13 protein-coding genes are annotated in these 24,445 nt (G+C 68.3%); 5 read left to right on the forward strand and 8 right to left on the reverse strand.

The window, feature by feature from the left end; translation table 11 throughout:
• The first annotated feature begins 175 nt into the window (after positions 1–175).
• Entirely contained in the window at positions 176–1,966 is a 1,791-nt protein-coding gene (locus QM693_RS23730) for a glycosyltransferase family protein (RefSeq protein WP_283353596.1), read from the forward strand.
• A gap of 7 nt (positions 1,967–1,973) precedes the next feature.
• On the opposite strand, the gene map is transcribed toward QM693_RS23730, so the two are convergent.
• Positions 1,974–2,738 carry a type I methionyl aminopeptidase gene (map, locus tag QM693_RS23735; protein WP_283332645.1) on the reverse strand — a complete coding sequence of 255 codons (765 nt, stop codon included), beginning with the start codon at positions 2,736–2,738 and terminating at the stop codon, positions 1,974–1,976.
• Between the two features lie 54 nt (positions 2,739–2,792).
• Here map and QM693_RS23740 point away from each other — a divergent pair, with 54 nt between their 5' ends.
• From QM693_RS23740 to QM693_RS23755, 4 genes are all read left to right on the forward strand, one after another.
• On the forward strand, positions 2,793–3,053 hold the full coding sequence (locus QM693_RS23740; RefSeq protein ID WP_005572349.1) for a helix-turn-helix domain-containing protein: 261 nt from the start codon (positions 2,793–2,795) through the stop codon (positions 3,051–3,053).
• A gap of 59 nt (positions 3,054–3,112) precedes the next feature.
• A complete protein-coding gene (locus QM693_RS23745; protein WP_283332644.1) occupies positions 3,113–6,349 on the forward strand; it encodes an arabinosyltransferase domain-containing protein in 3,237 nt (1,078 codons plus the stop codon).
• Positions 6,350–6,415: 66 nt separating this feature from the next.
• Positions 6,416–9,739 carry an arabinosyltransferase domain-containing protein gene (locus QM693_RS23750; protein ID WP_280781872.1) on the forward strand — a complete coding sequence of 1,108 codons (3,324 nt, stop codon included), beginning with the start codon at positions 6,416–6,418 and terminating at the stop codon, positions 9,737–9,739.
• Positions 9,740–9,957: 218 nt separating this feature from the next.
• Positions 9,958–10,932, forward strand: coding sequence for a hypothetical protein (locus QM693_RS23755; protein ID WP_283353597.1), 975 nt, complete (start codon positions 9,958–9,960; stop codon positions 10,930–10,932).
• Positions 10,933–10,937: 5 nt separating this feature from the next.
• Here QM693_RS23755 and QM693_RS23760 read toward each other — a convergent pair whose 3' ends face one another.
• The 7 genes from QM693_RS23760 to QM693_RS23790 all read right to left on the reverse strand — a co-directional run bounded on the left by QM693_RS23760 (position 10,938) and on the right by QM693_RS23790 (position 24,353).
• On the reverse strand, positions 10,938–12,482 hold the full coding sequence (locus QM693_RS23760) for an acyl-CoA carboxylase subunit beta (RefSeq protein ID WP_005565873.1): 1,545 nt from the start codon (positions 12,480–12,482) through the stop codon (positions 10,938–10,940).
• Positions 12,479–17,437, reverse strand: a complete 4,959-nt coding sequence (pks13, locus tag QM693_RS23765) for a polyketide synthase Pks13 (protein WP_283353598.1) — start codon at positions 17,435–17,437, stop codon at positions 12,479–12,481. The genes QM693_RS23760 and pks13 overlap by 4 nt, the downstream gene beginning before the upstream one ends.
• Before the next feature lie 73 nt (positions 17,438–17,510).
• Positions 17,511–19,406, reverse strand: a complete 1,896-nt coding sequence (gene fadD32 / locus QM693_RS23770) for a long-chain-fatty-acid--AMP ligase FadD32 (protein WP_283353599.1) — start codon at positions 19,404–19,406, stop codon at positions 17,511–17,513.
• Positions 19,407–19,593: 187 nt separating this feature from the next.
• Positions 19,594–20,583 carry an LLM class F420-dependent oxidoreductase gene (locus QM693_RS23775; RefSeq protein WP_005248835.1) on the reverse strand — a complete coding sequence of 330 codons (990 nt, stop codon included), beginning with the start codon at positions 20,581–20,583 and terminating at the stop codon, positions 19,594–19,596.
• Positions 20,584–20,777: 194 nt separating this feature from the next.
• The gene (locus QM693_RS23780) at positions 20,778–21,758 is read right to left on the reverse strand and encodes a cutinase family protein (RefSeq protein ID WP_283353600.1); all 981 of its coding nucleotides are present in this window, start codon (positions 21,756–21,758) and stop codon (positions 20,778–20,780) included.
• Positions 21,759–21,764: 6 nt separating this feature from the next.
• Complete coding sequence (locus tag QM693_RS23785) at positions 21,765–22,340, reverse strand: DUF732 domain-containing protein (protein WP_005260437.1); 576 nt, start codon at positions 22,338–22,340, stop codon at positions 21,765–21,767.
• A gap of 126 nt (positions 22,341–22,466) precedes the next feature.
• Complete coding sequence (locus QM693_RS23790; RefSeq protein ID WP_283332642.1) at positions 22,467–24,353, reverse strand: alpha/beta hydrolase-fold protein; 1,887 nt, start codon at positions 24,351–24,353, stop codon at positions 22,467–22,469.
• Positions 24,354–24,445 lie beyond the last annotated feature (92 nt).

Genomic DNA, 24,445 nt, shown 5'->3' on the forward strand with positions numbered 1-24,445 from the left:
AGCATGCTGAGCGTAACCAGTGGGGCAGGAGAATATCCTTGTATTGATCAGAAGTTCACAAATCAACTTGATGTGATACACGCAACAATCACGAGATCGCAACCAAGGAAGCTCTCAGCGACCTCCGGTACCCTCGGTCGATTGACATCGACCCGAGAACCGGAGGCGCAGCTGCGTGACTGAGATACTCACCCAGGTCGAGACCACTCGGCAGGCAGAGAGCACCAGCACCACTGCTCGCCCTCTCCGCTCCCGTCTCCGGCCGCACCCGGCCGATGTCGCGGCGGTCGTCTTCTACGTCGGCCTCGCGGCATTCGTGTTGGCCCGCCAGTGGAAACACCTCGGGACCGGCTATCTGGTGCGCAGCGGCCAGGACCAGACGATGTGGGAGTGGTTCTTCGCGGTCGCCGCACGCTCACTGGTCCATCTGGACAATCCGCTCTCCAGCGACCTGCAGAACTACCCGCTGGGCGTCAATCTCATGGGCAACACGGCGATGTTCGGCATCAGCATTCCGCTGGCGCCGGTCACGCTGTTGTTCGGACCGAACGTCACCTTCACTCTCGCGCTCACACTTGGCCTGTCGGGCACGGCAATTGCCTGGTATTGGGTGTTTTCGCGGCATGTCGTGTCGTCGCGACTCGCGGCCGCCGTCGGCGGTGGTCTGTGCGGTTTCGCCCCCGCCCTGATCTCGCACACCAACGGGCACCCCAACTTCGTCGCCCTGTTCCTGTTGCCCTTCATCGCGCTGGCCGTGATCAGGCTGGGCAGCGGTGCGCGCCCGGTGCGCGACGGCATCGTCCTCGGCTTGCTGATCGCCTATCAGATCTTCCTCGGCGAAGAACCCCTGCTTATCTACGCGCTGGCGTTCGCGGTTTTCGGTGCCGCCTTCGCGGCGTCGCGTCCGCGCGCGGCATTCACGGCGGTCACGCGCAGCATCAAGGGTTTCGCGATTGCCGGCGGCGTCGCGCTGGCCATCGCCGCCGTGCCCCTGTGGTGGCAGTTCTTCGGGCCCGACAGCTACCGGGCGATCGAACACGGCCCCGTCGGCAACGACACCGAAGCGTTCACCAGCTTTCCGACGTCCTCGCTGGCAGGCGAGCCCGGGTCCGCCGAGTTCAGCATGAACGCCACCGAGGAGAACGCGTATTTCGGCTGGCCCCTGCTGATCCTCCTCGGCCTGTCGGCCCTGTGGCTGTGGCGCATGCCGCTGGCTCGCGCCGCGGCCGCGACCGTCGCAGTGATGGGCGTCCTGTCGCTCGGAACTTCGCTGACGATCGGTGGCTGGGACACCGGAATTCCCCTGCCGTGGAAGCTGATCTCACACCTGCCGCTCCTCGAATCCGTACTCGAATCGCGCTTCGCGATGGGCTGCCTGCCCGCCGCCGCCCTGCTGCTCGCGCTGGGCACCGACCGCGCCCTGGCGTCCGCCCGAGAGGGCCAGCGGACCACCACCCTGCTGTGGGTCGGCTGGCTCGCGGTGGCGCTGCTTCCGCTGGCGCCCACGCCGCTCGCCGTCGTCCAACGCGATACCGCACCGAGCTTCTTCACCGACGGCACGTGGCGGGAGTACGTCACCGACGGCTCCGTCGTCACGGTGCCGCTTCCCTCCCCGGAGAACGCGCGGATGCTGCGCTGGCAGACCGAGCAGGATCTCGCATTCCCCATCGCCGGTGGGTATTTCGTCGGCCCGGCCGGCAGCGAGGACAGGGGTAAGTACGGTCCCGACGACCGCCCCACCGCCCTACTGCTCGCGTCCGCGCAGTCGTCCGGCCAGGTGCCTGCCATCGACGAGGCCACGAAAGCCCAGGCACTGGCGGACCTGAAATTCTGGAACGCCGACGTCCTGGTCCTGCCGCACACCCAGAACGATCGCGTTCTGCGCGAAACGGTCCAGCAGCTCGTCGGGGCACCCGCGAAGCCGGTCGACGGCGTGTGGGTGTGGGACGTGCGAGCACTGACGTAGGAAAGTTCTACCGCGTCAACACTTCCGGTCCGTCCTCACCGATGGCGACGGTGTGCTCGCTGTGCGCGGCACGGGCGCCCGTCGCCGTGCGGAGCGTCCAGCCGTCGGCCTCGTGCCGGTAGTCGTCGGTGCCGTCGGCGATGAGCATGGGTTCGATCGCGATCACCATCCCGGGACGCAACAGCATCCCCTTCCCGACGCGACCCTCGTTGGGCACGTGCGGATCTTCGTGCATCTGCCTGCCGATGCCGTGCCCGCCGTGGTCGGCGAGCATGCCGTACCCCGCGCCGCGCGCGAACAGTCCGATGGCGGCACCGATGTCTCCCAACCGTTTTCCCGGCCGGGCGGCCGCAATACCGTGCGCGAGAGCGGCTTCGGTGGCCTCGACGAGGGCGATGTCGGCCGGGTCGGCCGTTCCCACGACGAAACTCACGGCGGCGTCCCCGCACCAGCCGGCGAGCCTGGCGCCGCAGTCGATGCTGACGAGGTCACCGTCGCGGAGTCGGTACTCGCCGGGAATGCCGTGCACCACCGCATCGTTCACGCTCGCGCAGATGACCCCGGGAAACGGGCTGGGCGCCCAGTTCGGGTGATAGTTCAGGAACACGGGCTCCGCCCCCGCGTCGCGGATCACCGTCGCGGCCACCGCATCGAGGCCCTGAAGTGTCACCCCGATCGCGGCCGCCTCGCGCACTGCGGCCAGGGCGTCGGCCACCACCCGGCCCGCCGCGCGCATCGCCTGCACCTCGGCCGCCGACTTCAACTCGACCACGGCTCACCCTCCACGTCGGGATCCAATTTCTATACCGGTATTACTATATGGCACATGGTGCGTGTGCCGTTGACAGCAGAGGAACTCGAACGCGGGCAGAGGCTGGGTGAGCTGCTGCGATCCGCGCGGGGAGACATGAGCATGGTCACGGTCGCACTCGACGCGGGCATCTCCGTCGAAACCCTGCGCAAGATCGAGACCGGACGCATCGCCACACCCGCGTTCTTCACGATCGCCGCGGTCGCCCGGGTTCTGGACCTCTCCCTCGACGACGTCGCCGCGGTCGTGACCTTCGGTCCCGTGAGTACTTCTTAACCGCCGCGCGTTAACAAGTACTCACGGGTGGCGGAGCCACCATCGCCTAACATCGTCCTGTGCCGTCCCAACCCCCGCCGCCTGACCTTCGGACCATCCGCACTTCCCGGCTCGTCGCGATCGTCACCGGCCTGATCGGGTTCGTGCTCGCGCTGGCCACCCCGTTCCTCCCGGTGAAGCAGGACGCCGCGTCGATCGACTGGCCGCAGGACGGCACCGTGAACAGCGTCGAGGCGCCACTCGTCTCGTACACACCGCTGGACATGCAGGTGACCGTGCCGTGCTCGGTGTTCACGCAACTCGGACCCGACGGCGGCACCGTCGTCTCCACCCTCCCGAATCGCGCGCCCGACTTCGAGAAGAACGGCCTCGTGGTGAAGGGCGGCGCCGGCGGCACGGTCGACGTCACGATTCGCGGCATCTCCCTGATCTCGGCGGACGCCGCGGATGTCCAGGGCTGCACCGCCCTCACCGTCACGTCCGACCACCAGCGGACGTCGGCGGAGATCACGGGCACCGCCGAACCCCTCGCCGGTTCCGTCGAGGGCGACCAGCGCCCGCAGATGGTCGGCCTGTTCACCGACCTGCAGGGGGCGGCGCCGTCAGGGTTGAACGTGCACGTCCACCCGGACTCCCGATTCTCGTCCAGCCCCACCCTGCTCAAACTGCTGGCGATGATCGTGTGCGTCCTCGCAACACTGACGTCGCTGTACGCGTTGCACCGTGTGGACGGCATCGACGGTCGCCGCGCGCGCCGCTTCCTGCCCGCGCACTGGTGGAAGTTCACCGGTGTCGACGCCGTGGTGATCGGGACGCTGCTGCTGTGGCATGTGGTCGGCGCCAACACCTCCGACGACGGTTATCTCCTCGGCATGGCGCGGGTGTCGGAGCATTCCGGCTACATGGCCAACTACTTCCGCTGGTTCGGTGTCCCCGAGGCGCCGTTCGGGTGGTCGTACGAACTCCTCGCGGCGCTGGCGAAGGTGAGCACGGCGAGCATGTGGATGCGACTGCCGACGCTCCTCGCCGCCCTGCTCTGCTGGATGGTGATCAGCCGGGAGGTCATTCCCCGCCTCGGTGTGGCCGTGCGGCGCAACAGAACTGCCCTCTGGACCGGCGGGCTGGTCTTCCTGGCGTTCTGGTTGCCGTACGACAACGGGCTGCGTCCCGAACCGGTCATCGCGCTCGGCGCCCTCCTCACGTGGTGTTCCATCGAGCGCGCCATCGCCACCGGACGACTCCTCCCCGGTGCCGTCGCCGTGCTCATCGCCGCGTTCTCTCTCGCGGCCGGACCGTCGGGCCTGATCTGCATCGCCGCCCTGATCGCCGGTGCGCGGCCGATCCTGCAGATCGTCATCGCGCGCGGCCACCGGGTGGGATTCGCGTCCCAGATCCTGCCGATCCTCGCCGCGGGAACCGTCGTCATGGTGGCCGTCTTCGCGGATCAGACATTGGCGACGGTGCTCGAGTCGACGCGGGTCCGCACCGCCCTCGGCCCCAACGTGGCCTGGTTCGACGAGCGGCTGCGCTGGGATTCGCTCATGGGGATCTCGCCGGACGGCTCGCTGGCCCGCCGCTTCGGCGTGTTCGTGATGCTGCTGTGCGTCGTGGTCTGCGTGATGCTGATCCTGCGCAAGGGGAAGGTGCCCGGGACCGCGATCGGACCGTCCCGCCGAATCCTCGGCATCGTGTTCGCGTCGCTGCTGCTGATGATGTTCACGCCCACCAAATGGACCCACCACTTCGGTGTGTACGCGGGTCTCGCCGGCTCCGTCGCGGTGCTCGCCGCGGTCGGGGTGGGAGCCGCGAGCATCCGCTCCAAACGGAACCGCACCCTGTTCGCCGCGGGTGTCCTGTTCATCCTCGCGGTCGCGTTCACCAGCTCCAACGGCTGGTGGTACGTGTCCAGCTACGGCGTCCCGTGGTGGGACAAGCCGCCGATGATCGCGGGCAAGGGCTTCTCCACGCTGTTCCTGGGCCTCACGGTCCTGACGCTGCTCCTCGCCGCCTGGTACCACGTCCGCGAACCGTACGAGAGCGGCAAGAAGCCCAACGGCAAACGTGCCCGGATGCTGGCGCCGTCGCCGCTGACCGTCGCGGCCGGTGCCGTCGTCCTGTTCGAGGTGCTGTCGCTGCTGAAGGGTGCTGTCGCGCAGTACCCCGGGTACTCCATCGCGAAGGCCAACATCGAGTCGGTGACCGGCAACTCGTGCGCGCTCGCCGACGAGGTCCTCGTCGAGACCGACCCCACCGCCGCACTGCTGCAGCCGCTCACCCCGGTCACCGACCCGAACGGCGCAGGCGCGTTCGGCACGACGTCCGCGGAGGGCTTCACCCCCAACGGCATCGCCGACGACCTCACCGCCGACTCCGAGAAGATCGCCACCGGCGGCGCGAACACCGTCGACACCGAGACCGACGAGACGACGACGGGCACCAGCTCCGGCACCGGTGGCGGTACCGAGGCCACCGCCGGCGTCAACGGCAGCACCGTGACGCTGCCGTTCGGCCTCGACCCCGCCCGGACCCCGGTTCTCGGCAGCTACCAGCCGGGCGGGGATCAGACACCCGCCTCCCTCACCACCGGCTGGTACGGGCTGCCCGACCGCAGCGACGACGCACCGATCCTCACCCTCTCGGCCGCCGGGCGCATCCGGTCGGTCGACGCGGACGGCGTCGTCACCCCCGGTCAGAGTCTGAAGGTCGAGTACGGGGTCACCGGCCCCGACGGGTCCGTCACCGCGCTCGGCACCGTCGACCCGATCGACATCGGGCCGTCCCCGTCGTGGCGCAACCTGCGCGTGCCACTCGACCAGCTGCCCGCCGAGGCGAACACGGTCCGGCTCGTCGCGGACGACCCGGATACCGACCCCGGCCAGTGGCTGGCGGTCACACCGCCCCGGGTGCCGACGATGCAGACCCTGCAGACCGTCGTCGGCTCCAGCGACCCCGTGCTCCTCGACTGGGCCGTCGGGCTCGCTTTCCCCTGCCAGCGGCCCTTCGACCACCGCTACGGCGTCGCCGAGGTCCCGCAGTGGCGTGTTCTCCCCGACCGCATCGGCGCCGAGTCCACCAATGCCTGGCAGGACAAGTTCGGCGGCGGCCCGCTGGGCTGGACCGACCAGCTGTTGTCGGCGAGCACCCTGGCCACCTACCTGTCGAACGACTGGGACCGCGACTGGGGCTCGCTCGAGCGGTACACACCGCTCGACGAGTCGGCGACGCCCGCGCGGGTCGAATCCGAACAGGTGACCAGGTCTGGTACCTGGTCGGCCGGACCGGTGCGTTACTACTAGAAGTGTCCCTACCCTCTGGTAGGCGGCAATATGCCTACTCAGGTTCCTGACATACCATCGACAACCGTGCCCGACGCTCTGACAACTTCCGTCTCCGACGCCGAATCCACTTCGCCACCTGCTCGCCAGGACCGGCGGAGTGAATACCGGACCGCTCGTCTGATCGCCATCGTCACCGGACTCATCGGGTTCGTGCTGGCAGTGGCCACCCCGTTCATGCCGGTGCAACAGACCACCGCAGCGGTGAACTGGCCGGAGAACGGCGTCGTCGGCGACCTCGAGGCACCGCTGATGTCGCAGGTCCCGGTCGACCTGTCGGCGGCGATCCCGTGTTCCGCCGTGGCCGGGCTCCCCCCGCAGGGCGGAATCCTGCTGGCCACCGCCCCCGCACAGGGCGAGGGTGCGGCACTGAATGCGATGTTCGTGCGGGTATCGGACAGGTCGGTCGACGTGCTCGACCGCAATGTCACCATCGCGACGGCGCCGCGCGAACAGGTGCAGTCGGGCGCCTGCACCGAGATCCGCATCACGTCGAACATCGACGCGACGTCCGCCGAATTCGTGGGTCTGACCACTCCGACCGGTGACCCGATCGCCGGTTCCCTCACCGGCGACCTCCGCCCGCAGGTGGTGGGCGTGTTCAGCGACCTCCGTGACGGGGCGGCGCCGGCAGGCCTGTCGTTCACGATGAACGTCGACTCCCGGTTCTCGTCGAGCCCCACGCTGATCAAGCTCGTCGCCATGATCGTGGCCCTCCTCGCCACGGCCGTCGCCCTGGTCGCCCTCGGCCGCCTCGACGGCACGGACGGGCGCGGGCACCGCAACTTCCTGCCGTCGCACTGGTGGAAGTTCACCGGACTCGACACGATCGTCGTGGGCACGCTGGTTCTGTGGCACTTCATCGGCGCCAACACGTCCGACGACGGCTACCTGCTCACCATGGCCCGGGTCTCCGACCACGCCGGCTACATGGCCAACTACTTCCGCTGGTTCGGTGTCCCCGAGGCGCCGTTCGGCTGGTACTACGACGTCCTGGCCGCGATGGCGAAGATCTCGACGGCCAGCCCGTTCATGCGACTGCCCGCCCTCATCGCCGGCATCCTGTGCTGGATGGTGATCAGCCGGGAGGTCGCTCCGCGCCTCGGCCGGTCCGTCCGGCGCAACAAGGTCGCGCTCTGGACCGGCGGACTCGTCTTCCTCGCGTTCTGGCTGCCCTACAACAACGGGCTGCGGCCCGAGCCCATCGTGGCGCTCGGCGCCCTGCTCACGTGGTGCTCCATCGAGCGTTCCATCGCGACCGGACGTCTCCTCCCCGCGGCTGTCGCCGTCCTGATCGGCGCGTTCACGCTCGCGGCCGCCCCAACGGGACTGATGTGTGTGGCCGCCCTGCTCGCCGGCGCACGTCCGCTCGTCCGGATCGTCGTCAAGCGCCACCGCCAGGTGGGGACACTGCCACTGCTGGCTCCGATCGCGGCCGCGGGCACGATCGTCCTGGTGGTCGTGTTCGCCGACCAGACCGTCGCCGCGGTGATGGAGGCCACCCGGGTCCGCACCCTGATCGGCCCGAACCTCGAGTGGTACAAGGACTTCCTGCGCTACTACTACCTCTTCGTCCCGACCGTCGACGGTTCCGTGGCTCGTCGTTTCGCGTTCCTGACGATGATCCTGTGCCTGCTGACGACGCTGTTCATCCTGTTGCGCCGCAAGCGGATTCCCGGCGCCGCCACCGGCCCGTCGTGGCGTCTGCTCGGTGTCGTGTTCGGCACGATCTTCTTCATGATGTTCAACCCCACCAAGTGGACCCACCACTTCGGGGCGTACGCGGGCATCGCCGGTTCCCTGGCCGCACTCACCGCCGTCGCGGTGTCGGCGTCCGCGCTGCGGTCGCGCCGCAACCGCACGATCTTCCTCGCCGGCCTGCTCCTCATGCTGGCCCTGACGTTCGCGGGCATCAACGGCTACTGGTACGTCTCGAGTTACGGGGTGCCGTGGTTCGACAAGACCGTCTCCATCGGCGGCCGCCAGTCCAACACGTTCTTCCTCGTCCTGTTCGCGCTGGCCGTCGCGCTGGCCGCCTGGCAGTACCTGCGTGAGGGATTCGCGGCGCCACCCGCCCGCGCCAACACCGAGAAGGGCAGGCGGATCAGGAAATTCGCGGCCGCCCCGCTCACCGTCATCGCCGGCATCATGGTGCTGTTCGAGGTCCTCTCGCTCCTCAAGGGCGCCGTCTCCCAGTACCCGGCGTACTCGCTGGCACGCTCGAACTTCGACTCCCTCACCGGGCAGACGTGCGGACTCGCCGAGGACGTCCTCGTCGAAGGCGACACCAACGGCGGAAACCTCACACCCATCAACGATCCCGCGCAGCCGCTGGCGAACCCCGCCGACCCGCTCGGCGGAGCCGATCCCGTCGGCTTCTCCCCCAACGGGGTGCCGTCCGACCTGACCGCCGACTACGTCGAGGTCAAGCAGGGCATGGGCAACACCGACAACCAGAGCGTCGGGCCCAGCTTCGAGACCGGATCGAGCGCCGGAACCAGCGGCGGCACCGGCAACGTCGGCGTCAACGGCAGTACCGCCAAGCTGCCGTTCGGACTCGACCCCGGCACCACACCCGTCATGGGCAGCTACCAGGAAGGCGTGCAGGAACCGGCGACGCTGTCGTCCAGCTGGTACGCACTCCCCGAGCGCAGCGACGACGCCCCGCTGATCGTCATGTCCGCCGCGGGCCGCATCTGGTCGGTCGACTCGACCGGCGCCCTCACCTACGGTCAGTCACTGCTCCTCGAATACGGCAAGCGTCAGCCCGACGGCACCGTGCAGGCCCAGGGCACCTACCTGCCCAAGGACATCGGTCCCGCACCGTCGTGGCGCAACCTGCGCGTCCCGATCAGCGAACTGTCCCCCGACGCCGACTCTGTTCGGATCGTCGCCAACGATCCCAACCTCACCGGCGACCAGTGGCTGGCCTTCACCCCGCCGCGGGTTCCGAAGCTCGAGACCCTCAACTCGACGATCGGCAGCTCACAGCCGGTGCTGCTGGACTGGGCCGTCGGGCTGCAGTTCCCGTGCCAGCGTCCGTTCGACCACCAGTACGGTGTCGCGGAGATGCCGAACTACCGCATCCTCCCCGACCGCCCGCTGGCCGTCAGCTCGACCGACACCTGGCAGTCCCCGGAGAACGGTGGCCCCCTCGGCTTCACCGAACTGCTCGCCAGCGCCACGGCCATCCCCACCTACATGCGGGACGACTGGGGCCGCGACTGGGGCTCCCTCGAGCGCTTCGACCGGTATTACCCGGACGCCACCGCGGCCACGGTCGACACCGAGACCGCCACCCGATCCGGACTGTGGAAGCCGGGCACCCTGCGGGTGTACAGCAGCCCCTAGACCTGCCTGCCTGCGCCTGCCCTGCTTGCGACGCCCGATGTCACACGCGTTCACTCTGACTGAACGAATGTCACATCGGGCGCCGCGCCGGGCGGTCCGAAACGGCGAAAAGCTCCGTCGCCCGCGGAGTTGTCCACAACCTTCCGTCCATCCACAGGGCAATTTCCGACGTGGGCTTTCCGGCGACGGTCCGATTCGCCCGCGGCATGCTCGGACCCATGCGACGAGGAACCTGGGCCGAAGATCTCTCTGGGATAGCCGCCGTCAGCCGCGGCGGTGTGATCCGCGCGGCCACCCTGGAACGGCTGGGGGTCGCGAAGGGCACCATCTCCGCACGCTGCACCGACGGCGGTCCCTGGCAGCGGATCCTCCCCGGCGTGGTCCTGCTGCACAACGGGCCGCCGACGACGCTGCAGCGCAATCTGGCGGCGCTCGAATACGGCGGTCCGGACGCGCTGCTGTCGGGTCACGCCGCGCTCGCCGCGTTCGGCTACACGTCGTCGGCGGCCCGGAACGACGTGCTGCTGCTCATCCCGTCCACCCGGCACCGTCGGGACTGGGCGTACGTGAAGGTCGAGCGGACGTGGCGCATGCCCTCACCGGTCCACCGGGGGCTCCTGCGCCTCGCTCCCCCGGCGCGCAGCCTCCTGGACGCCGGACGTCGCACGCTTCAGGCCGACAGCTGCCGGGCGCTCCTCGCCGGCGGCATCCAGCGCGGCGACGTGACCGTCGACGAACTCGTTCGTGAACTCGCGCACGGCAGCGACCGCGGAAGCCGCCTGCCCCGCGCGGTCCTGCGTGAACTGAGCGACGACGCGCATTCCGTCGCCGAGGTCCACGCGCAGAAGGTGTATGCGACGAGTGGTCTTCCGCCGATGCGGCACAACGTGGACGTCCTGTCCGCTGCCGGGCTGTGGATCGCACGTCCCGACGGCTGGCTGGACGATGTCGCCGTCGCCTGGGAGATCGACTCGCTGAAGTACCACTTCTCGCCCGAACTCCACGAGGCGACGATGAGGCGGCGGGCGCGCATGCAGCGCGAGGGCATCATCGTCGTGACGCACCTGCCGAAGCAGATTCAGGCCGACCCGGCGACGGTGCTCGCGGACCTCCGCGCGGCGCACACGCTCGCGGCGTCGCGCCCGCGGCCGCCGGTGTTCGTCCACACCGAACCGAAGCTGCGGTCGGCATGAGTCACCTACAGAGGCATCAGATCGTGCTTGCGCGGGTTGCGCTGCACCTTCTTGTCGCGCAGCATCGTCAGCGCCTTGCGAATCTCGAGCCGGGTGGTGGCGGGCTCGATGACGGCGTCGATGTAGCCACGCTCCGCCGCGATGTACGGCGTCGCGATGTTCTCGTTGTAGAAGTTGATCAGCTGCCTGCGGACGGCGGGAGCGTTCTCACCCGCGGCCTCGATCTGCCTGCGCCCGATGAGGTCGACAGCACCCTCCGCGCCCATCACCGCGATGCGGGCGGTCGGCCACGCGAAGTTGATGTCGGCGCCCAGCTGCTTCGAGCCCATGACGGCGTACGCGCCGCCGTACGCCTTGCGGATCACGACGGTCACCTTCGGGACCGTCGCCGTCACGAACGCGAAGATGAACCGGCCGCCACGCTTGATGACGCCGATCCGCTCCTGTTCGAGGCCGGGAAGGAACCCGGGCGTGTCGACCGCGAACACCAGCGGGATGTCGAAGGCGTCGCAGATGCGGATGAAATGCGCGGCCTTGTCCGAGGCCTGGGCGTCCAGCGCGCCCGCCGCGACCAGCGGCTGGTTGGCGATCACGCCGACCGTGCGCCCGTCCACGCGGGCGAAGCCGGTGATGATGTTCAGCGCCACCTGCCCGCCGATCTCGTGGAACTCACCGTCGTCGAATATCCGCAGCAGGATGTCGTGCATGTCGTAGCCGGCGTTGTCGGCGTCCGGGATGAACGTGTCGAGGTCGCGGTCGGAGTCCGTGATCTCCGGTTCCAGACCCGGGTTGACCACCGGCGGCTTCTCCATGCAACTCGACGGCAGGAAGCTGAGGTACTTGCGCACCCACTCGAACGCGGCCTTCTCGTCGGCCGCCACATGGTGCAGGTTGCCGTACTGGGCCTGGTTCCGGGCGCCGCCGAGTTCTTCGAGACTGACGTCCTCGCCGGTGATCTTCCGGACCACGTCGGGTCCGGTGACGAACATGTACGACTCCTCGGTGGCCACCAGGACGTCGGTGTTGATCGGCGCGTACACCGCACCGCCCGCGCACTTGCCGAGGATCATCGAGATCTGTGGGCACATACCCGACAGCGGTTCCTGCCGACGGCCGAGCTCCGCGTACCAGGCCAGCGACGTCACCGCATCCTGCACCCGCGCTCCACCGGAGTCGTTGATGCCGACGCAGGGGCAGCCGATCTTGGCGGCGAACTCCATGATCGCGGCGACCTTGCGGCCGAACATCTCGCCGACGGAACCGCCGAACACGGTCTGATCGTGCGAGAACACCGCGACCGGGCGTCCCTCGACGGTTCCGTGGCCGGTGACCACGCCGTCGCTGTACAGGGCACCCGGATCACCGGGCTGGCGCATCAGGCCGCCGACCTCGATGAAACTTCCCGGGTCGAGCAGCATGTCGATGCGTTCGCGCGCGCTCGGGATGCCCTTCTTCGCGCGCTTGGCGATAGCCTGTTCGCCCGCGGGTTCCTTTGCCGTTTCAAGCTTTTCGCGCAGTTCGGCAAGCTTCTCTGCGGTGGTGGTGGTCACTGATGCGCTCCGGTTCCGGCGGCCTGGATCGCCGCCAGCTTCTTGGTGAGGTCGGCACCGACCTTCGCGATGTACGGCTCGTCGACGATCTGGATGTGATCGCCGCCCACGTGGATGATCTCCAGGTTCTTCACCGCGTCGCCCCAGCCGCCGTCCGGCTTCCGGGTCTTGAACGCGGGCTCCAGGTTCATCACGTCGTCGTGGTAGCGGTCGGCCATGTACAGGACGACGTCGCCGTCGTACTGCTCGAGCTCGGCGGTCTGGATGGCCCGGTTGTCGAGCCACGACGTGCGCTGGTGCTCGATGATTCCGCCCGGAATCTTCGTGCCACTCAGCTTGAGCAGTTCCGTCAGGATCTTGATCTGCTCTTCGTCGCTCTCTGCCGCGGCGAGTTTGTCGTACGGCAGCGGGTAGTCCACGTTGTACGTCTTCTTCGCGAACGCGGCGTACCGCTGCCAGCGCTTACGGATCTCGTCCGGGGTGTCCTCGACCTTCTCACCGGCCATGACCGTGTCGATCAGGCCGACGATCCGGACGTCGGCGCCCGACTCACGCAGCAGCTTCGCCACCGCGTAGGCCAGCACACCGCCCAGCGACCAGCCGTACAGCACGTACGGTCCGTCACCCTGGATCTCGCGGATCAGCGGCAGGTACTCCACCGCCCGGACCTCGATCGGACCCTCGGTGCGCTCGAACCCGTACATCGGCGTGCCCTCGGGCAGACGCTTCAGCAGCGGCTCGTACGCGACGGTCGAACCACCGGCCGGGTGGAACACGAACACGGGGACGGCGTCGGATCCTTCCGGGCGAGGCCGCAGCGCGCGGACCAGCCCGTCGATCTTGCCGGAATCCTCGAGGAATCCACGCACCACGTTAGCCAGTTCCTCGATGGTGGTGGAGTCGAGGACGTCGTCGAACGTGATTTCACCGTTCGCGCGTTCCGACAACCGCGCCGCCAGCTTCTCGGCCGTCTCGTCGTTCAGGATCGGCAGCGTGTTGAAGATGCCCTTGGCGGACTCGCCGGTGACGACGGCCCACGTGGCGAACGTCAGACGCTCGGCGGCATCGCGCGGCGGAACGTCGGAACCGGTCGCGTCGGCGAACGCCTCCTTGCTGTCCACGGGGGCCGTCTCGGGAGCCGCGGCCGTCGCCGGCACCGGGGTAGTGGCGAGGATCGCCTCGGCCTCGGCCTCCACGGACGTGTCCTCGGCGTCGAGCGGGGAGCCGGAAGCCTCCGAGTCACGGTCGGCCTCCGCGCCCTCCGCGGCCTCCTCCGCCTCCTTCTCGGCCTTCTGCTTGTCCGCCAGCGCCTGCACCTCTTCGCGGTTCTCGACCGCGTAGCGCAGGTACTTGCCGACCTCCATCAGATTCGCGTCCCGGACCGCCTGCAGCTGCAGCTGCGGGATGTCGAACTCGTACTCGACGCGGTTCTTGATGCGGACGGCCATCAGCGAGTCGAGGCCCAACTCGATGAGCGGGATCTCGGCGGGCAGGTCTTCCGGGGCGTAGCCCATGGACTCGGCGACGATCAGCGCCAGACGGTCTTCGAGGGTCTGCGAACCGTTGGGGTCCCACTTCTCGCCGATATCCTCGACGACCTCGGGCAGCTCCTCCACCGGGGAGGTCGACTGCACCGGCGGCGCGACGACGGGTTCGGGAAGCGCCTCACCGGACGTGACGGCGGCATCGAACAGCAGCGTGAAATTCGGGCCGCTCTTCGCGTGCACCTGCAGCGACGCGCCACCCGGATGCGAGTTGAGCGTGGTGGTGAGCGTACCCTCCGCCGGAGCGTGGGCGTGCAGAACGGACGCGGCGAGCGTCACGTCCGACAGCACCTGCGACGCGGCGGCGGTGACCAATGCGGGCAGGTCGGTGACCGCGCCGGCCTGGACCTCCCACACGTGGCGGCCGTCGGGCAGCGACACGTGCGCACCGGGGACGCGGGTGTTGCCGCTGGAATCGATGCGGGTCTCCACCCAGTACGGCTTCCGGATCCACGCGGTGCGCGGAACGGACGCGAAGTCGCCCTCGGGGAGCAGCGACGACAGGTCGACGGCGTGCCCGTGCACGTACAGCTGCGCGAGCGCGGCGAGGACACCGAGCGGCTCGTCCTCCTTGCGCTTGAGCGTCTGGATGAGCTGCATGTCGTGCAGACCGGCGTCGAACGCGGTGGCGGCGACGGACATCAGGGCCACCGGGTTGGGCGCCAGCTCCACGAACGTGGTGTGCCCGCTGCCCACGGCGAGGCGGACGGCATTGGTGAAGTACACGCTGTGGCGCAGACCCTTGGTCCAGTACTCCTCGCGGTGGATCGGCTCGTGGCCGGCGCGGTAGTACGTGTCCTGGTCGACCGACGAGTACACACCCAGCTTCAGCTTGGTCGGCTCGATGCCCGCCAGTTCCGCGGCCAACTCACCCAGCAGCGGATCGACCTGGGAGGTGTGGCTGGCGCCCTTCGTCTTGAGGACGCGGGCCATCTTCTCCTCGCCCTCGGCGCGCGCGACGATGGCGTTGACCTCAGGCTCGGGGCCACCGATCACGGTGTGCGTCGGGGCCGCGTACACGCAGACCTCGAGGTGCGGGAAGTCGGTGAGGACGGTCTCGATCTCGGACGCGCTGTACTCGACGAGCGCCATCAGGCGGATGTCGTCGCCCTCGAGCGTGGCCTCGGCCTCACCCATGAGGCGGGACCGGGCGCAGATGACCCGCACCGCGTCCTCGAGCGGCAGACCACCCGAGATGTACGCGGCAGCAGCCTCACCCATCGAGTGTCCGACCACGGCCTCGGGCTCGGCGCCGTGGTGACGCAGCAGGGCCGCCAGACCGATCTGGATGGTGAAGATGCCGACCTGGGAGGTCTCGACGTCGTAGTCGATCGCGTCGTCGAGGAACTTCTCCTTCATGGAGTAGCCGGCCTCGTCCTCGATCAGCGCGTCGACCTCGTCGATGGCGGCCGCGAAGACCGGGTTCTCCAGGTAGAGCTGCTTGGCCATCTTGCGGTGCTGCGAACCGAAGCCCGACAGAACCCAGACGGCGCCCTTCGACGACGGCGAATCCGCCGAGAACACACCCTGCCCCGGCTTTCCGGCGGCGATGGCGCGGAGCCCGGTGACGGCCTCGGAGCGGGTCTTCGCCAGGACCACGGCACGCGAGCGACCGTGGTTGCGGCGGGCGAGAGAGCGCGCGACGTCGGCGAGCGGAGTGGTGCTGCCCTCTTCGGTCTCCAGCCAGTCGGCCAGATCCGCGGCGGCACGGCGACGACGCGACGGCAGCGCACCCGACACCGCGAGAACGACCGTCGGCTCGACGGCCTCGGCGACCAATTCCTCGGCGGGAACAGCGGGCTCGGTGACCTCGGCCGCGTCGTCCGCGGCAGGCCCGGTGTACTCACGCACGACGACGTGCGCGTTGGTGCCACCGAACCCGAAGCCGGACACACCGGCGACGGCCGTGCCCGTGTAGCGCGGCCACGCCGCACCCTCGGGAATGACCTGCAGGTGCGCCTTGTCGAACGCGATGTACGGGTTGGGTCCGGCGAAGTTCAGCGTCGGCGGCAGGGTGTCTTCCTGCATCGACAGCACGACCTTGATCAGGCCTGCGGCGCCTGCGGCTGCCTCGAGGTGACCGAAGTTGGTCTTGGCAGAGCCGAGCAGCGCGGGCTGGTCGTCGGCGCGTCCACGCCCCACGACGCGTCCGAGCGCATCCGCCTCGATGGGGTCGCCGAGGATGGTGCCGGTGCCGTGCGCCTCGATGTAGTCGACGCCGGCCGGGTTGATGCCCGCATCCCGGTAGGCGTGGCGCAGGACGTCGGCCTGCGCATCCGGGTTCGGCGCCGCGAGACCGTTGGAGCGGCCGTCCTGGTTGACCGCGCTGCCGGCGATGACGGCGAGGATCTCGTCGCCGTCCCGCTCCGCGTCCTCGAGACGCTTCAGGACCACGAGACCGCCGCCCTCGGCGCGAATCATGCCGTCGGCGTCGGAGGAGAACGCCTTGATGCGGCCGTTGGGGGCCATCACACCCAGCTGGTCGAAGCCCAGCGTGGCGGGCGGCGCCACGAGCATGTTCACGCCGCCGGCGAGCGCGAGATCCGACTCACCGGACCGCAGCGAGCGCACCGCCTGGTGCACCGCGACGAGCGAAGACGAGCACGCCGTGTCGAGGGCGATGGACGGCCCGCGGAAGTCGTAGAAGTAGGAAACCCGGTTGGCGACGATCGACGTCGACGTACCGGTCAGCGCATACGGGTGCGCGTGGACGGGGTCGCTGACCGCGAGCAGCTGGTAGTCGTTGGCCGAGCTGCCGATGAACACACCGACCTGCTCACCCTTGAGGTCGCTGGCCGGGATGCGCGCGTGCTCGAGTGCCTCCCACGTCAGTTCCATCGCGAGGCGTTGCTGCGGGTCGACGTTCGCGACCTCCAGCGGGGACATCGCGAAGAACTCCGCATCGAAGGTCTTCACGTCGTCGAGGTAGCCACCCTGCGTGTTGGCCTTCTCGACGGCCGCCTTGATCTGCGGGTCGGAGGTGAACTCCTCCCAGCGCCCCTCGGGCAGGTCGGAGATGCCGTCGCGGCCCTCCGCGAGCATCTGCCACATCTCTGCAGGAGTCTTACCCGCGCCGGGGAAACGGGAGGCCACGCCCACGATCGCGATGTCGTGCGCATCCGACGTCGGCGCCGACGCGTAGTACGCGGCGTCCGCGGAGTCGTCGAGCTGCTCGGGTTCGCCCTCGATGATGCGGGTGGCCAGCGACGCGATGGTGGGGTGCTGGTAGGCGACGGTCGCGGTGAGCGTGACGCCTACCAGTTCCTCGATCTCGCCGCTGAGCGCGACGGCGTCGCGAGACGACAGACCGAACTCTTCCATCGGACGGTCGTCGGTGATCTGACCGACCGGTTGCCCGGTTGCGTCGGCAATCCAGTTACGCAGCCACTCGCGCAGCTGCGCGACCGTCATGTCACCTGTGCTGCTGGTCCGGTCATCATCTTTTTCAGCCATCAACTCACCAAGCTACCCGTCAGGAAGTGGACTATTCGGAAACGCTATCGGGGAAGGCCGTCTGCGTGTATCCGCCGCGCAGGGTGCCTTCGATGTAGCTCGCCTTGCACGCGCGGCGGGCGATCTTGCCGCTCGACGTACGAGGAATCGAGCCCGCGGGCACCAGCAGGATGTCGCGCGCGGTGACCCCGTGCCTGCTCGACAACGCCGCCCGCACCGTGTCGGCGATCGGCTGGGGGTCGGCCTTGCCCGCACCCGGTGCGCGCTCGGCGACGATCACGAGCTGCTCGGAGGAGTCGCCCGCGTCATAGTTCAGACCCGAATGTGTGTTCTCGAACACGACGGCGGGCAGCTGGTTGGCCGGGACCGCGAATGCCGCGACGAAACCGGGGCGGAGCGCGGTGCTCGCCTCCTGCGCCGAGTACTCGAGGTCCTGCGGGTAGTGGTTGCGGCCGTCGACGATCACGAGGTCCTTGACGCGGCCCGTGATGAACAGCTCGCCGTCGATGTAGACGCCGTAGTCGCCGGTCCGCATCCAGTTGGCGTCCTCGGGCGTGCCCTCCGCGTGGCTGCCCTCGGCGAGCCGGTTGGTGAGCTTGTTGTGGAACGTCTCGGCGGTCTCGTCGGTGCGACCCCAGTAGCCGATCCCGATGTTCTCGCCGTGCAGCCAGATCTCTCCGACCCGGTCGTCGGGCTGCTCGATCCGCGACTCCGGGTCGACGATGGCGGCCCACTGGCTGCGGGCGACGTAGCCGCACGACACCTGCGGGATGGCGTTCTCGGCGTCCTGGTCCACCTTCACGACGCGACCGGCGTTGAGCTCGTCGCGGTCGACGTAGATGACGCGGGCCTCGTCCGAGTGCCGGGTGGAGGACACGAACAGGGTGGCCTCGGCCATGCCGTACGAGGGCTTGATCGCCGTCTTCGGCAGGCCGTACGGCGCGAACGCCTCGTTGAACTTGCGCATCGACGACGTGGTGACCGGCTCGCTGCCGTTGATGAGACCGATCACGTTGCTCAGGTCGAGGCTCTCACCGTTCTTCGGCAGACCGCGGGCGGCCGCGTGCTCGAACGCGAAGTTGGGTGCGGCCGCGAACGTGCCCGCACCGTCGGAGACCGCTGCCAGTTCCTTGATCCACCGGTACGGCCGCTGCACGAACGCACGCGGGCTCATGATGGTGATGTACTTGCCGCCCAGGGCGGGCAGGATGACGGTCAGCAGACCCATGTCGTGGAACAGCGGCAGCCACGTGACGCCGCGCGAATTCTCGGTGAGCTCGATGGAGTCGACCATCTGCAGCGCGTTGGTGCCGACGGCGCGGTGCGTGATCTCCACACCGGCGGGCACACGGGTGGAACCGGACGTGTACTGCAGGTACGCGACGTCGTCGAGATCGATCTCGGGGCGCACCCAGGACTCGCCGACGCTGTCGGGGATGGCGTCGACGGCGATGATGCGGGGGCGCTGGGCGGCGGGGAGGGACCGGAAGAACTGTCGAACACCCGCGGCGGAGGAGGTGGCCGTGAGGATGGCGGCAGGCGTGCAGTCACCGAGGACGGCGTGCAGACGGTCGGTGTGGCCGGGTTCGTCGGGGTCGAACAGCGGCACCGAAATCGTTCCGGCGTGGATGGCGGCGAAGAAGGAGATGACGTAATCGAGACCCTGCGGCGCCAGGACTGCGACACGGTCGCCGGGCTTGGTGACCTGCTGGAGGCGAGCCGCGACGGCGCGCAGGCGGTGGCCGAACTGTTCCCAGGTCAGCTCCTGTGCTTCGCCGTCTCTGTCCCGCGAATAGTCGATGTAGCGGTATGCCAGCTCGTCCGAGTTCTCCCGGGTGTGCCGCTGGACGTAGTCGACCAGCGTGCTTCCCGAGTCGAGCCTGATATGGCCCTTCTCGTCGATAAAATCATCGAACTTCGCGTTCATTCCATCTCCTCCGAAGCGATCACACAGGCATGCCACCGGCATGACTGCGCCCCAGACTTCCTTCGCCGAATCGGATCTTGTACAACTCGTGGGGAATGACGTAACACGCCACTCACCCGAATAAGTTCATCGATTCCAAACCATCGATATGTTACAGATTGGCATCGCCGCCCTCGGTACGCTGCGTCTACTCGCCCTTCAGTTGCGAGATGATCGGCGCGAACGCATCCATCTGTGTGGGGAACACACCGACGTAAGACATTGTCGTCTTTTCTCGCACCATACGTATCTGATCGGCGATCTCCTCGAAGCTTCCGATCGCGAGATACGGCGAGCTCAGGATGTCTTCGACGGACAGTTTGGTGTCGACCTCGATGTTCGGCGGGAAGCCCTGATCGAGTGCGGCGAGCGCCATCTCGGCGGTCTGCTCACGGTCGTCGGTGATGACGATGGTGGTGATCGTCCAGTTCAGTTCGATGTCGTCGAACCGGTCGCCGGCAGCCTCCCGGATCCGGTCGACGCGCTCCATCGTCTTCTCGAGCGTGACACCCGAGAGCAGGAGCTTGCCTTCCTTGCTGGTCGGCGTCGCCACGGAGATGATGTCGGCGTACTTGGCCGCGAGCGCCAGCATCTTGGGGCCGCCGCCGCCGACGGCGATCGGGGGACGCGGGCCCTGCCGCGGTCGCGGGCTGCCCGTGAGGCCCTTGATCTGGTAGTACTTGCCGTCGAAGTTGCACTCCTGGCCGCGCAGCAGCACGTCGAGGATCTGCAGGGTCTCCTCGAGCTTGGCGATCCGGATGCCCGGGCGCTCGTAGTCGATGCCGCCCTTGTCGAACTCTTCCTTCATCCAGCCTGCGCCGATGCCGAGTTCGAGGCGACCACCCGACAGGACGTCGATGGTGGCGGCGTCCTTGGCGAGGATCGCCGGGTGCCGGAACCCGTTCGCGAGGACGGCGGTGCCGAGCCGGATCTTGTCCGTGGCGATCGCGAGTGCACCCAGAGCGGCGATCGGTCCCACCTGGTTACCCAGGTGGTCGGGGATCATGAAGCTGTCGAACCCGAGTTCCTCGGCCTTCTGCGCGAGCTTGACGAACCGACGCGCGCCGCCCTCGTCCGCGTTGCCCTCTCCGCCTGCTGCGAATCGGAACTTACGCAACGAGCTGGCGTCGGAACTCATGAATAGCTTCTCCTGTGGTGAAACGCCCGCGTTTCAGGACGTGAACATCGGTGGGGTCGGGCACCGGTGATGCCGCAACAGTGCAGCACTCTACCGGTGCCGAGAAACGCACACTACCGGCCAGTACGCGTCTCGCCTATCTGTTTGGGACGTTTCACGGCTCACCGACCACGGTGAACCCATCCGCCACAAAATCAACTGTGTGCCGGGGTCGGAGCGGCTTCGATCTTCTCGGCAGCCCAACCGGCGATCCACTGCGTGGCCGTGGTGCCGGAGTCGTCGACGACGTACGAGTTGTACAGCGCGTGGACGGGGTTGTTGTTGTACTCGAGCAGACGCAGACCGCTTCCGATCCAGTTGCTCGGTTTCAACGCCTGCGCCGGGGCGTCACAGATTCCGTCCGACGGGGCGCAGATCTCGACCGCCTGGTCGGTGAGATCACCGAAACCGCCGGGGCGGGGACCGGTCATCGTGATTCCCGGGATCTGCAGACCGGCCAGCGACAGTTCGGCTCCGACACCGGCGACCGGCTGCCCGATATTCGTGGCGGCGGCCGGGTCGCGGCGACCGTCGGCGATGAGCCCGACACCCAGTACGAGATCCGCCGGAACAGGACCGTCACCTGCGCCGATACTCGACGCGACGTCGCCGGCGATGACCGCGCCCTGGGAGAATCCGGTGAGCAGGAAGCTGGTCAGCGGGCACTCGGCGTGACGACGGATCAGGATGTCGTTGGTGGCGGCCGTGCCCGCGCCGCGGCTGTTGTTGTACGACTGCTGCCCGTCCGGCGGGAAGGCGACCGGGTTGGAGAACTGTGCGACGTACGGAACCGTGTACACATCGGCGCGCGACGGCTCGAACTGCTCCTGCAGCGGCCGCGACACGTTGAGCATCAGCGACGCCGGGTTGGCCGTCGGGTTGTACGGGTCGTCGACGGCGCTGGACTCCCACGTGCCCGGGACGACCACCACCTGGACGTCGGGGCAGCTGGCCGGCTGGGCGTTGGGACGCTCGGGACCGGGAGGGGTCGGGATCGGCTTGGGCAGCCGCCCTGCGAGGAGATACCAGAGCGCGATCACTGCGACGAGAATCACCAACAGGATCACGATCAGCACCATCAGCTTGCGCAGGAGGCTGCTCTTCTTCTTCCGCGTTCCGCGCCCGGTCAACGACATCGGCGTCTACTTGCAGTACGTCGCGTGGGCGACATCCATGTAGGTCTGTGCGTTGGCCGTCGCCTGCTCCTGGGTCAGTTCCTGACCCGCAGCCGACGCCTCGGTGCCGACCATCGCTGTGACGAACACCATCGCTTCGGCGTCGCTCTTGCCTTCGGCCTTGGCCTGGCAGATGAAGTCGGCGGTGCTCACGGCCATGGTGCCGTCAGCGGCCGGCTCGATGCCCTTGCTCTTCAGCGCGTCGAGGAACTTCTGGCCTTCGGCGCTGACCGGGACCTCGGCGGGGCCGGGGAAATCGCCCGGAACTTCCTCGGGCTGCTGCGGCGGCGCGGTCGCCGCCTCACCCGGGCTCGTCACCGGCGCGGAGGCCGAAGCCGAGGCGCTCGCGCTGGGCGCGGCGGACGCCGAACTCTCGGCGGAACTGGACGCCGCAGCCGACGTCGCGGCGCTGGTGGACGGGTTCGACGTCGCCGTGGAATCGTCGCTGCCGCACCCGACCAACAATCCGCTCGCTGCGACGGCGAGCGCGCCTACGGCGATCGCCCGTCGGAAGGTGGTGCTGATACGTGAGTGCTGCGGCATCTATTTCCGTCCTTGCTTTCCAAGTCGTTGTCTCTCGACAGGGTACAGACGCAGATCGGGCGGAAGCCGGGTCCGCTGGACCCCGCCCCGCCCGCTGCGCGTGAGATTTCTAGTGCGGTCCGGCCATCAGTGAATCTCGGCCTTGTTGTCGATCACTGTGACGTAACCGGTCTGGAAGTTCTGCTGAACTCCGCCGGGGATGGCGAATTTGTCGCTGATCGGGAAGCCGAGCCGGCCGCCCTCGTAGCCGGCGCTCTTCCAGGCGTCGAAGATCGGTCCGTTCTCCACGGCCCACGCACCCGACAGCGGACTCCAGTAGATGTTGCCGCCCTCGAACTGGTTGAACCGGCCGCCGTCCTTCACCGCGATCTCGCTGGTCTTCGGGAATCCGAGCCACCCGCCCTCGTAACCGAGTTCGGCGTACTTGCCCATGATCATTCCCTGCACGCGGTGGGTGCCGTTCGCCGGACTGAAGTACATGGCGCCGATCTCGAAGCCCTGCACCGCGCCGTCCTTGCCTGGCGTCGGAACTTCCTCGGCCACCGGGTATCCGAGCGGTCCGCCCTCCCAGCCCTGACGTGCCCACTCGTCGCGGATCGCGCCGCGGACGGCGTGCGCCCCGGTCTGCGGCGACCAGTACACGGACCCGTGCTCGAAGTGGTTGAAGCGACCGCGACCGTCGGGGGTGGCCAGTTCGGGCGTCGTCGGGTAGCCGAGCGGCCCACCCGGACCACCGGTCGCCTGGTAGACGCCGCCGATGGCGCCGGCCACCGGCTGCGCGCCGGTGTCGGACTTGGCGAAGATCCGGCCGTTGCGGAAGTCCTGGACCGTGCCGCCCGCGAGGCTGTACTCGGGGGTGAGGCAGTCGCCGATCCACGGGTTCGCGCCGGCGACCCCGGCGATGGAACCGCCTGTGGTGCATACCGGCTTGTCGGGTTCGACGTCGACGGCGCTGGCGAGCTGCGGCCACAGCTGGTGGAGCTCGAACTGCCAGTACGGCCATGAGTGCGTGCCGGACGGCCGGTAGTTGACCTGGGCGGGGATGCCCAGCTTGTTGAGCTTGGTCGCGAAGGTCTGGGACGTGAGCCGCGACAGGATCTCGAGGCCCATGCCCGCGTAATTGGTGCTGACGCCGGGGATTCCGGAGGGCTGGTCGTACGGGCCCGTGGTTCCGCTACCGCTGGAGATGTACAGGCTGACGCCCTTGAGCTTGTCGGCCAGCAGGTAGGGGTCGTGTTCCTCCCACGCCGAACTGGTCGGGGGACCCCACATCGCGTCCGCGTCGAATCCGCCCGCGTCGCTCATCGCGTACGCGACGGCCTGCGGCATGCCGAGCGCGGTGGTGGTGAGCATGCCCGACAGCGACGCGGCGAACGTGAAGAATCCCTGGTTGCGGGCCGCGAGGAACATCGCGGAGGTGCCGCCCATCGAGAGTCCGATGACGCCGCGGGTCTGCGTGGTGCGCCAGTCGCTTTCGAGGATCGGGGGCAGTTCCTTCGTGAGGAACGTCTCCCACTGGTAGTTCTGACCGTTGTCCTGGGCCACCCAGTCGGAGTAGAAGCTGGACTGGCCGCCGACCGGGAGGACGACGTTGATGTTCTTGTCGGCGAAGAACGATTCGGCGTCGGTCTCGAGCGTCCAGCCGTTCTCGTTGTCCTGCGCGCGGAGTCCGTCGAGCATGTAGACGGACGGGAACTTCTCGGTGGGCTTCGAGTTCCAGTCGCGCGCAAGCAGCATCTGCACCTGGATCGGCACGCCCATCGACGGGGAGTTGATCCAGATCGCCACGCGACGGTCGGTGAGCCAGTCGACGTGATGGATCGTCGCGCCGCCCGGGGCCTGTGTGGCCACCGGAGCGTGCGCGGCGGCGGGCGCAGCCGAGACGGTGGCGGTCTGGGTGAACCCGACCGCCACCGGCACCACGAGCACAGCGGCAAGCGAGGCCAGCGTCCGCCTTCGAACATTTCCGGCCGACGAACGCTGACGTTCTGCCTTGAACAGGCCTACTCGCATGACGTTCACTCTCTCTCTGCGCGTCGAGGCCAACACGGAGCACGGCCTCGCGTTCCGGTTCTTTCTACACGCAAACGACAGACGAGTGGGAG

The organism is Rhodococcus sp. IEGM 1305 (assembly GCF_030058635.1).
GTDB classification, from domain to species: domain Bacteria; phylum Actinomycetota; class Actinomycetes; order Mycobacteriales; family Mycobacteriaceae; genus Rhodococcus_F; species Rhodococcus_F opacus_D.

Coding starts and splice junctions, on each gene's coding strand:
- QM693_RS23740 (WP_005572349.1), top strand. CDS start 2,793: ATGGTGCGTGTGCCGTTGACAGCAGAGGAACTCGAACGCGGGCAGAGG.
- QM693_RS23755 (WP_283353597.1), top strand. CDS start 9,958: ATGCGACGAGGAACCTGGGCCGAAGATCTCTCTGGGATAGCCGCCGTC.
- pks13 (WP_283353598.1), bottom strand. CDS start 17,437: ATGACGGTCGCGCAGCTGCGCGAGTGGCTGCGTAACTGGATTGCCGAC.
- fadD32 (WP_283353599.1), bottom strand. CDS start 19,406: ATGAACGCGAAGTTCGATGATTTTATCGACGAGAAGGGCCATATCAGG.
- QM693_RS23775 (WP_005248835.1), bottom strand. CDS start 20,583: ATGAGTTCCGACGCCAGCTCGTTGCGTAAGTTCCGATTCGCAGCAGGC.
- QM693_RS23780 (WP_283353600.1), bottom strand. CDS start 21,758: ATGTCGTTGACCGGGCGCGGAACGCGGAAGAAGAAGAGCAGCCTCCTG.
- QM693_RS23785 (WP_005260437.1), bottom strand. CDS start 22,340: ATGCCGCAGCACTCACGTATCAGCACCACCTTCCGACGGGCGATCGCC.
- QM693_RS23790 (WP_283332642.1), bottom strand. CDS start 24,353: ATGCGAGTAGGCCTGTTCAAGGCAGAACGTCAGCGTTCGTCGGCCGGA.